The sequence below is a fragment of the Streptomyces sp. NPDC002680 genome, assembly GCF_042889145.1.
Lineage (GTDB): Bacteria > Actinomycetota > Actinomycetes > Streptomycetales > Streptomycetaceae > Streptomyces > Streptomyces adonidis.
In genome coordinates, this window is the sequence record NZ_JBIAQP010000016.1 from 283541 (window position 1) to 294008 (window position 10468).

At 68.9% G+C, this 10468-nt stretch carries 8 protein-coding genes; 7 read left to right on the forward strand and 1 reads right to left on the reverse strand.

The annotated features are described in order from the left end of the window. Positions 1 to 88: 88 nt before the first annotated feature. The 6 genes from ACFYXF_RS36470 (at position 89) to ACFYXF_RS36495 (ending at position 8723) form a co-directional block, all read left to right on the forward strand. Complete coding sequence (locus tag ACFYXF_RS36470; RefSeq protein ID WP_369029498.1) at positions 89 to 1288, forward strand: ROK family transcriptional regulator; 1200 nt, start codon at positions 89 to 91, stop codon at positions 1286 to 1288. Between the two features lie 122 nt (positions 1289 to 1410). Next, entirely contained in the window at positions 1411 to 2511 is a 1101-nt protein-coding gene (locus ACFYXF_RS36475; protein ID WP_389356238.1) for a sugar ABC transporter substrate-binding protein, read from the forward strand. Between the two features lie 265 nt (positions 2512 to 2776). Next, on the forward strand, positions 2777 to 3568 hold the full coding sequence (locus ACFYXF_RS36480) for an ATP-binding cassette domain-containing protein (protein WP_389356239.1): 792 nt from the start codon (positions 2777 to 2779) through the stop codon (positions 3566 to 3568). Beyond that, the gene (locus ACFYXF_RS36485) at positions 3565 to 4884 is read left to right on the forward strand and encodes a sugar ABC transporter permease (RefSeq protein ID WP_389356240.1); all 1320 of its coding nucleotides are present in this window, start codon (positions 3565 to 3567) and stop codon (positions 4882 to 4884) included. Before ACFYXF_RS36480 ends, ACFYXF_RS36485 begins: the two co-directional genes overlap by 4 nt. A 263-nt stretch (positions 4885 to 5147) precedes the next feature. Beyond that, positions 5148 to 7073, forward strand: coding sequence for a 1-deoxy-D-xylulose-5-phosphate synthase (gene dxs / locus ACFYXF_RS36490; protein WP_389356241.1), 1926 nt, complete (start codon positions 5148 to 5150; stop codon positions 7071 to 7073). Positions 7074 to 7226: 153 nt separating this feature from the next. Then, positions 7227 to 8723: an amino acid permease gene (locus ACFYXF_RS36495; protein WP_389356242.1), complete on the forward strand. Its 1497-nt coding sequence runs from the start codon at positions 7227 to 7229 to the stop codon at positions 8721 to 8723. Between the two features lie 49 nt (positions 8724 to 8772). Here the strand turns inward: ACFYXF_RS36495 and ACFYXF_RS36500 are convergent, their stop codons facing one another. Next, the gene (locus ACFYXF_RS36500) at positions 8773 to 9150 is read right to left on the reverse strand and encodes an NTP pyrophosphohydrolase (RefSeq protein ID WP_389356243.1); all 378 of its coding nucleotides are present in this window, start codon (positions 9148 to 9150) and stop codon (positions 8773 to 8775) included. Positions 9151 to 9293: 143 nt separating this feature from the next. Between ACFYXF_RS36500 and ACFYXF_RS36505 the strand changes: the two genes are divergently transcribed. Then, the gene (locus ACFYXF_RS36505; RefSeq protein ID WP_389356244.1) at positions 9294 to 10364 is read left to right on the forward strand and encodes a hypothetical protein; all 1071 of its coding nucleotides are present in this window, start codon (positions 9294 to 9296) and stop codon (positions 10362 to 10364) included. The last annotated feature ends 104 nt before the right edge of the window (positions 10365 to 10468 follow it).

Genomic DNA, 10468 nt, shown 5'->3' on the forward strand with positions numbered 1-10468 from the left:
GGGAGGCGACCCTAACGGCTCAGCTTAGAGTTCACTAGTTGGACATAGACGGGCCTCATCGATGCGGTCCCGTGCGCAGGAGGTCGTCGTGGAGACTCCGGGGTCGCAGTCGTCACTGCACCGAGCCAACCTGGAACGGGTCGTACGGGCCGTACGCCTCGCCGGGTCGCTCACGCAGGCCGAGATCGCCAGGACCACCGGCCTGTCCGCGGCCACGGTGTCCAACATCGTGCGCGAGCTGAAGGACGGCGGAACGGTCGAGGTCACGCCCACCTCGGCGGGCGGCCGCAGGGCCCGTGCCGTCTCGCTGAGCGGCGACGCCGGCATCGTGATCGGCATCGACTTCGGGCACACACATCTGCGCGTCGCGATCGGCAACCTGGCCCATCAGGTGCTGGCCGAGGAGTCCGAGCCGCTGGACGTGGACGCCTCCGCCGCGCAGGGCTTCGACCGGGCGGAAGAGCTGGTCAGTCGCCTGATCGCAGCAACGGGCGTCGACCGTTCCAAGATCGCCGGAGTGGGCCTGGGCGTACCCGGCCCGATCGACGTGGAGTCGGGCACGCTGGGCTCCAGCGCGATCCTGCCCGGCTGGATCGGCACCAGACCCGGCGAGGAGATGCGGGGGCGCCTCGGCGTGCCGGTGCACGTGGACAACGACGCCAATCTCGGGGCCCTCGGCGAGCTGGTCTGGGGCAGTGGCCGGGGGGTGCGCGACCTGGCGTACATCAAGGTCGCGAGCGGTGTGGGCGCCGGACTGGTGATCAGTGGGAAGATCTACCGGGGTCCGGGTGGCACGGCGGGAGAAATCGGGCATATTACTCTTGATGAATCCGGCCCCGTCTGCCGTTGCGGAAACCGGGGCTGCCTGGAGACCTTCGCGGCGGCGCGCTATGTGCTTCCGCTCCTCCAGTCCAGCCACGGAACCGACCTGACCATGGAAGGTGTCGTGCGGCTGGCGCGGGACGGTGACCCGGGCTGCCGTCGCGTGATCGCCGACGTCGGCCGACACATCGGCAGTGGAGTCGCCAATCTCTGCAATCTGCTGAACCCGAGCCGGGTGGTCCTCGGTGGTGATCTCGCCGAGGCCGGTGAGCTGGTGCTCGGTCCCATCAGAGAGTCCGTAGGCCGCTATGCGATCCCCAGTGCGGCACGGCAACTGTCCGTTCTTCCAGGGGCACTTGGAGGCCGTGCGGAGGTGCTCGGAGCACTCGCTCTCGCGCTGAGCGAGATGGGTGATTCGACCCTTTTGGACGGCACGTTGACCACAGCAACTCCTGTCTTCACCTAGAGAACGAACAAAGCCGTTGCCAACCCGTTAAGGATTTACTTCTTGACGTCGCACGTGTGGCCGAGTTGACTTCCAGCCACCTCGGCCGCAGCGTTGCGGCCCTGTCAGGGAGGCACCCCCAAATGAACGCGTTGATGCGTAGAGTCGTGATCGGTACCACTGCGGTTTCCATGGCTCTCGCCGTGGCCGCCTGTGGCAAGGCCGGAGACGACAAGGACGACAGCGGCAGCAGCAGCTCCGGCGGCGACAAGTCGATCGGCCTCCTTCTGCCCGACAGCGTCACCACCCGGTACGCCAAGTTCGACAAGCCGTACTTCGACGCCAAGGTCAAGGAGCTGTGCTCCGACTGCACGCTGGAGTACGCCAACGCGGCCGGCAGCGCCGCGACCCAGGCCCAGCAGGTCAGCAGCATGATCACCAAGGGCGTCAAGGTCATCGCGATCAGCGCCGTCGACTCCGCCGCGATCAAGTCCTCGATCCAGGCCGCCGTCGACAAGGGCATCAAGGTCGTCGCGTACGACCGTCTGGCCCAGGGCCCGGTCTCCGCGTACATCTCCTTCGACAACGAGAAGGTCGGCGAGCTCCAGGGCCAGTCCCTGCTCGACGCGCTGGGCGCCAAGGCCACCCCGAAGGCCAAGGTCGTCATGATCAACGGCCTGGCCTCGGACCCGAACGCCGGACTGTTCAAGAAGGGCGCCCACAGCGTCCTCGACGGCAAGGTCGACATCGCCTACGAGCAGGCCGGCGACTGGGACGACAAGGTCGCCGCCCAGAAGATGTCCGCCGCCATCACCCAGCTGGGCGCCAAGAACATCGCGGGCGTCTACTCGGCGAACGACGGCATGGCCGGCGGTATCGCCACCGTCCTCAAGGGCGCGGGCATCAGCACCGTCCCGCTGACCGGTCAGGACGCCGAGCTGAGCAGCATCCAGCGGATCCTCGCCGGCACGCAGGCCAGCACGATCTACAAGGCGTACAAGCCGGAGGCCGACGGCGCCGCCGAGCTGGCCGTCGCCCTGCTGGAGGGCAAGAGCATCGACTCGCTCGCCAGCACGACGCAGACCAGTGGTTCCGGTGACAAGGTGCCTTCGAACCTGCTGACCCCGGTCACGCTGACGAAGGACAACATCGAGGACACCGTGATCAAGGACAAGCTGTACACGGTCGCCGAGATCTGCACCGGCGAGTTCGCCGCCGCCTGCAAGACCGCCGGTCTGCAGTAAGCGCCACCGGCGCACAAAGGAGTCCGCCGGCACCGGGTGGGCGCTCTTACGGGCGTCCACCCGGACATGACCGCCCGGCGGTCCCGCGAGACCTGTCCGACGCCCGCCCCGGCCTTCAGACCCCGCTGCCGGGACGGGCGTCGGACGGAACCCGTTGCCATCGGCAGCGGAATCGCGCATGTTCACCTTGTAAACCAGTGCCTTGTGCACAACCCTCCGCGCCTTTTGACAGCGCGGCATCCCCGCCGGTCAGGCGGCGAAGGAGATGGTTCACGTGTCCGCTACGCCCGTGTTGGCGTTGCGCGGAGTCTCCAAGCGATTCGGTGCGGTGCAGGCCCTCACCGATGTCGAACTGGAGGTCCACGCCGGAGAAGTGGTCGCGCTCGTCGGCGACAACGGCGCAGGAAAGTCCACCCTGGTCAAGACGATCGCGGGTGTGCATCCCATCGATGACGGCGTCATCGAGTGGGAGGGCAGTCCGGTCAGCATCAACAAGCCGCACGACGCCCAGGGACTCGGCGTCGCGACGGTCTACCAGGACCTCGCGCTGTGCGACAACCTCGATGTGGTCGGCAATCTCTACCTCGGTCGGGAGCTGCTGCGCCGCGGCGTCATCGACGAGGTCACGATGGAGAAGAACTCGCGTGAACTGCTGAGCACGCTCTCCATCCGCATCCCCAGCGTGCGCATCCCGATCGCGAGCCTCTCCGGCGGTCAGCGCCAGGTCGTCGCCATCGCCCGCGCGCTGATCGGCGACCCCAAGGTCGTCATCCTCGACGAGCCCACCGCCGCCCTCGGCGTCGAGCAGACCGCACAGGTCCTCGACCTCGTCGAGCGGCTGCGCGAGCGCAACCTCGGCGTCATCCTCATCAGCCACAACATGGCCGATGTGAAGGCGGTCGCCGACACCGTCGCAGTGCTGCGCCTGGGCAAGAACAACGGTTCCTTCTCCGTGAAGGACACCAGTCAGGAAGAGATCATCTCCGCCATCACCGGGGCCACGGAAAACGCCGTGACCCGTCGTGCGGGCCGTCGCAGCACGGAGGCCGCGAAGTGAGCGACACGTCGAAGACAGCGAAGAAGGACGGCGTGGTCGAGTCCCAGGCCACCGTGGCCCCCGCCGACGACCCCACGGCCGCGGCCGTACAGGTCGTCGACCCGCGGCTGCTGGTCCGCGAAGAGGGCCTGAAGGGCTACTGGACCGAGTTCAAGCGCAAGGTGAAGGGCGGTGAGATCGGCTCCCTGCCGGTCGTCATCGGCCTGATCGTCATCTGGACGATCTTCCAGTTGAAGAACGACCGGTTCCTCAGCGCCGAGAACCTGTCCAACATCAGCTTCTACCTGTCGGCCACCGGCATGATCGCCATCGGCCTGGTGTTCGTGCTGCTGCTCGGCGAGATCGACCTGTCCGTCGCGTCCGTCAGCGGTCTGGCGTCCACGCTGTTCGCCGTGTTCGTGGTCAACCACGGGGTGAACGTCTGGCTCGCCCTGCTGCTGACCATCGTGATCGGCATCGGTATCGGCAGCCTGCACGGCTGGTTCTTCGCCAAGCTCGGCGTACCGGCCTTCGTGGTCACCCTGGCCGGCTTCCTCGGCTGGAACGGCCTGATGCTGTGGCTGCTCGGCTCGACCGGCACCATCAACATCCCCGACACCGGCCCGGTGCACCTCCTCGGGCAGCGGTCCTTCTTCATGGACCAGGCCATCATCGGCGCCTACCTGCTGGCCGGCCTCGGGGTCGTCTCCCTGCTCGCCGGATCGCTCATCGAGCAGCGCCGCCGCAAGGCCGCGGGAGTGCCCTACCGGACCAACGCCGAGATCGCGCTGCGCGTCGGTGCGCTCGCGGTGGCCGCGTTCGTCGCGGCGTACGTGCTGAACTCCGCCTCCGGCGTGTCCAACGCGCTGGTGATCTTCCTCGCGTGCCTGGTGATCGTGGACTTCGTGCTGCGGCGTACGACGTTCGGCCGCAAGGTCTTCGCGGTCGGCGGCGGTATCGAGGCGGCTCGGCGTGCGGGTATCAACGTTCCGCTGATCCGGATCGCGGTCTTCGCGATCGCCGGTGCGTTCGCGGCGATCGGCGGTATGTTCTTCGCCGGTCAGACGCAGAGCGCTTCGCTGACGTCGGGTGGCGGTAACACGCTGATGCTGGCGATTGCCGCCGCGGTCATCGGCGGAACCAGCCTCTTCGGCGGGCGGGGGACCGTGTGGTCGGCGCTGCTGGGTATGTTGGTGATCCAGTCGATCCAGACGGGTCTGGATCTGCTGAACATGAACACGTCGATCCAGTACATGATCACTGGTGCGGTGCTGTTGGGTGCGGTTGTTATTGACTCCGTCTCCCGTAAGAGTCAGAAGGCCGCCGGTCGAGCGTGATGGCGCCGTAGGGGTTGCGGTGGTTCTGCTGGTGCCGGTCCGTCGTGGCTGGTCGCGCAGTTCCCCGCGCCCCTGAAGGGCGCCCCTGTGGCCCGGCATCGAACGTGATGCCGGGCCACAGGCGTGTCATAGAAGCGGCTCTTCTTGGGTACGGCCGATCGCGTGACGTATCACGCAGAGGCCGGGCGTTGTTCGCGAAGGCGGAACACTAGACTCGACACGCCCGGCGAAAGCTCGATCAGCTCTACTGCAAGGAGGCACGGGTGCCGCTGCTGACCCGCATCAGGGGACCGCGTGATCTTGACCGGCTCAGCCTGGAGCAGCTGGACCAGCTGGCCGAGGAGATCCGGACCTTCCTCGTCGACGCGGTCTCCAAGACCGGCGGCCACCTCGGCCCCAACCTCGGTGTCGTCGAGCTGACCATCGCGCTGCACCGGGTCTTCGAGTCGCCGAAGGACAAGGTGCTGTGGGACACGGGCCACCAGTCCTACGTCCACAAGCTGCTCACCGGCCGTCAGGACTTCTCCAAGCTGAAGATGAAGGGCGGCCTGTCCGGCTACCCCTCGCAGGCCGAGTCCGAGCACGACATCATCGAGAACTCGCACGCCTCGACGGTCCTGGGCTGGGCCGACGGCCTCGCGAAAGCCAACCAGGTCCAGAAACGCGACGACCACCACGTCGTCGCCGTGATCGGTGACGGCGCGCTCACCGGCGGGATGGCCTGGGAGGCGCTGAACAACATCGCCGACGCCAAGGACCGCCCGCTGGTCATCGTCGTCAACGACAACGAGCGCTCGTACGCGCCCACCATCGGCGGCCTCGCCAACCACCTGGCCACCCTGCGCACGACCGACGGCTACGAGCGGTTCCTCGCCAAGGGCAAGGACCTGCTGGAGCGCACCCCGGTCGTCGGCAGGCCGCTGTACGAGACCCTGCACGGCGCCAAGAAGGGCCTCAAGGACTTCATCGCCCCGCAGGGCATGTTCGAGGACCTCGGCCTCAAGTACGTCGGCCCCATCGACGGCCACGACATCGAGGCACTGGAGTCCGCGCTGGCCCGCGCCAAGCGCTTCGGCGGGCCCGTCATCGTGCACTGCCTCACCGAGAAGGGCCGCGGCTACCAGCCCGCCCTCCAGGACGAGGCCGACCGCTTCCACGGCATCGGCCCCATCCACCCCGACACCGGCCTGCCGGTCAAGGCCTCCGGCGCCGACTGGACCTCCGTCTTCGGCGACGAGATGGTCGAGCTGGGCCGGGAGCGCGAGGACATCGTCGCCATCACGGCCGCGATGCTCCAGCCGGTCGGTCTGAAGAAGTTCGCGGACGCCTTCCCGGACCGCATCTACGACGTCGGCATCGCCGAGCAGCACGGCGCCGTCTCCGCGGCCGGCCTCGCCACCGGGGGAGTGCACCCCGTCTTCGCGGTGTACGCCACCTTCCTGAACCGGGCCTTCGACCAGGTCCTCATGGACGTGGCGCTGCACAAGTGCGGTGTGACGTTCGTGCTCGACCGGGCCGGCGTCACAGGCACCGACGGCGCCTCCCACAACGGCATGTGGGACATGTCGATCCTCCAGGTCGTCCCGGGTCTGCGGCTCGCCGCCCCGCGCGACGCCGACCAGGTCCGCGCCCAGCTCCGCGAGGCCGTCCAGGTCGACGACGCGCCGACCGTCGTCCGCTTCTCGAAGGGCGCCGTCGGCCCCGCCGTACCCGCTGTGGGACGCGTCGGCGGCATGGACGTACTGCGCGAGCCGGGGACGGAGACGCCCGACGTGCTCCTCGTCTCCGTGGGCGCGCTGGCCCCCATGTGCCTGGAGATCGCCGGGCTGCTGGAGCAGCAGGGCATCTCCACGACCGTCGTCGACCCGCGCTGGGTCAAGCCCGTCGACGAGGCCATGGCCCCGCTCGCCGAGCGGCACCGCGTGGTCGTCACCGTCGAGGACAACTCCCGGGTGGGCGGCGTCGGTTCGGCCGTCGCGCAGGCCCTGCGGGACGCGGGGGTCGACGTACCGCTGCGTGACTTCGGCATCCCGCCGCGCTTCCTCGACCACGCCTCCCGGGCCGAGGTCATGGCGGAGATCGGCCTGACCGCGCCGGACATCGCCCGCCAGGTCACCGGGCTGGTCTCGAAGATCGACGGACGGTTCGAGCAGTCCGAGGTCGACTCGGTGGAGCCCGCCCGCGACTGACCCACGGAAAACGGAACAGGCTCAATGGGCCGCTTTCACCACCCTTTACGGTGGGGAAAGCGGCCCATTAGCGTGAATTCCCTCGCGCCGGGGCATGCGCTCCACGCCCCCTCTCGATCATGTCCGGGACGACACAGCGTGGGAGGTACGCCCGTGAGCAGCACCCTCTTCAGGACGAAGAAGGTCGAACAGTCCATCCGTGACACCGAGGAACCGGAACACGCGCTCAAGAAATCCCTGTCCGCGCTGGATCTGACGGTCTTCGGGGTCGGTGTCATCATCGGCACCGGCATCTTCGTCCTCACCGGCACGGTCGCCAAGAACAACGCGGGCCCGGCCGTCGCCCTGGCCTTCGTGGTCGCCGGAGTCGTCTGCGCGCTCGCCGCGCTCTGCTACGCCGAGTTCGCCTCCACGGTCCCGGTGGCCGGGTCCGCGTACACGTTCTCGTACGCCTCGCTCGGCGAACTGCCCGCCTGGATCATCGGCTGGGACCTGGTGCTGGAGTTCGCGCTCGGTACGGCGGTGGTCGCCGTCGGCTGGTCCGGCTACATCGACTCGCTCCTCGACAACGCGGGCTGGCATCTGCCGGAGGCGCTCAGCGGCCGGGACGGCGCCGACGGCTTCGGCTTCGACATCCTCGCCGCCGTGCTGGTCCTCGTACTGACCGCCATCCTCGTACTCGGTACGAAACTCTCCGCGCGCGTCACCTCGATCGTCGTCGCCATCAAGGTGACCGTCGTCCTGACCGTGATCATCGCGGGCGCCTTCTTCATCGAGAGTGGCAACTACGACCCGTTCGTCCCGAAGGCGCAGGAGGTCCCGGCCGGTGACAGCCTCCAAGCGCCGCTGATCCAGCTGATGTTCGGCTGGGCGCCGTCCAACTTCGGTGTGATGGGCATCTTCACCGCCGCCTCCGTCGTCTTCTTCGCCTTCATCGGCTTCGACGTGGTGGCCACGGCCGCCGAGGAGACCAAGAACCCGCAGCGGGACATGCCCCGGGGCATCATCGGCTCCCTCATCATCTGCACCACCCTCTACGTCCTGGTGTCGATCGTGGTGACCGGCATGCAGCACTACACCGAGCTGTCGGTGACCGCGCCGCTCGCCGACGCCTTCAAGGCCACCGGGCACCCGTGGTTCGCGGGCTTCATCAGCTTCGGCGCGGCGGTCGGCCTGACAACGGTCTGCATGATCCTTCTGCTGGGCCAGACCCGGGTCTTCTTCGCGATGAGCCGCGACGGCCTGCTGCCCCGCTTCTTCTCCCACGTCCACCCGCGCTTCCGGACCCCGCACCGCCCGACGATCCTGCTGGGCGTGATCATCGCGATCGTCGCCGGCTTCACCCCGCTCAGTGAACTCGCCGAACTGGTCAACATCGGCACGCTGTTCGCCTTCGTGGTCGTCGCGATCGGCGTGGTCATCCTCCGCAGGTCCCGCCCCGACCTGCACCGGGCCTTCCGTACCCCGTGGGTACCGTTCATCCCGATCCTGTCGGTGCTCGCCTCGCTCTGGCTGATGCTGAACCTGCCCGCCGAGACCTGGCTCCGGTTCGCCCTCTGGATGGTGCTCGGCTTCATCGTGTACTTCGCGTACGGCCGCTCCCACAGCCTCCTCGGGCAGCGGGAGGAGACAAGGGTGGACGCCAACTGACCGACAGGTCGCCGGAGTTGAGTGAGAGGGCCCCGTACGGTACGGCGGGCTAACCGCCGCGCACCGTACGGGGCCCGGTGACGTCGGCACCCAACTCGGCGACCCGGCGCCGCAGTTCACGATCGGCGGTGACGACGAGGATGTCCCGCCCCTGGGCCTCGGCGACCAGTTCGACCATCCGGTCGTCCCCACTGCCGGGCGCGGACTCGACCCGTACGCCGGGCACGGAGGCCACACCCCGGGCGGCACCCTCGACGACGAGGACGATCTCCAGGGGCCCGGCGTGCCCAGGCAGGCCGCCCTCCCCGTACGCGACCAGCCGGTCCCGCAGCCGCTCGGCGGCCCCGCGTCGGTCCCGCCACCAGCCGTCGGGAACCGAGCCGACGACATTGGCGGCGTCGACGATGAGGAGGAGTGGGGTGTCCATGGGGTCAGGGTCGCACGCGGCACCGGAATGGCGGGTAAGGGTGGGTAAGGGCAGGTAAGGGAAGGGCGAGTACCGGAATCGTCTGTACCGGATGAGGGGGGCCGGGAGGCGCGGCAAAGGTAAGAGCACACTAAAGTAGTCCAGTGCCCATTGTTCCTCCTTCCGCGACCACGGCCGCGGGGCGTCCCGAGTCGGTCAACGGCGACTGGCTGATACGAGGTCGCGACGGCCGGCTGAGCACGTACGACGCCGTGGGAGACGCGATCGTCTGCCGCGCGGAGTCCCGGCCCGGCGGGCCCTGGCTCGAACCCAGGCGCATCGGCGGCGACCAGCGCGTGCACCCCATGCTCGGCGTCGGCCAAGGCGCCGACCAGTACACCCACTTGGCGACCTGGCGCCCCACGGTCAAGGGCGAGGCGGGCCTCGTCCACACCACCCACTTCCGCCCCGCCCTCGCCGCCCTCGACTGGACGCCCCTCGGCCACCCGAACCAGAAGGGCGACCGGACGGGCGTACCGGCGGTCGCCGTCGACGCGGAGGGCCGTGCCCATGTCTTCGTACGGAACGCGGTGGGCGGGGTCAGCATGCGCGGCCAGAAGGAGCGCGGCGGCTGGGGCCCGTGGCGCGACCTCAAGGGCGAAGGGGTGGAGGAACAGCTGACGGCGGTCACGCGCACCTCGGGCCGCGTCGAGCTGTACGGCAACTCGCCCCACGGCATCGTGCGCTGGACGCAGGGTGGCCCCGGCTGGATCCCGGAACTCGACGAGACCCCGCTCAAGGTGACGGCCCGTCCGGGCACCCTGCGGGCGCTGGTCACGTCCGACGACCACGTGACCCTCTTCTACACGGACGAGACGGACACGGTGTGCGCGTGGCGGGCGGGGAGCGAGCCGGTGGAGGTTCTCCCGGGCGCGGGCCCCGGCCCCGTGTCGGTGATCCGCTGCACCCTGGACGAGATCGACTGCACGTTGCTCGCGCAGCGCTCGGCGAGTGGGCGGGTGGCGTTCGCGGCGTATCCGACGGAGCAGGAGTCGGCGGGGGCGTGGTGGACGGAGTCGGGGCCCCAACTCCCGCTGGACGCGAGGGTGTCGCTGACGGAGGACGAGGCCGGGAGGGTCGTGGCGGCGACGGTGGTGCCCGGGGGCGGGGCGCTGAGGGTCGCACGCCGGAAGCGGGAGCCGGGGCTGGCGTTGGAGGCGTGGGGGGCGGTGTGAGGGGTTTTTTCGCCCCCGCCGCCCCTACCCGTTCCCATCCCTGGGGGCTGCGCCCCCAGACCCCCCTTGTCGCGCTGAACGCGCTCGTCCTCAAACGCCGGACG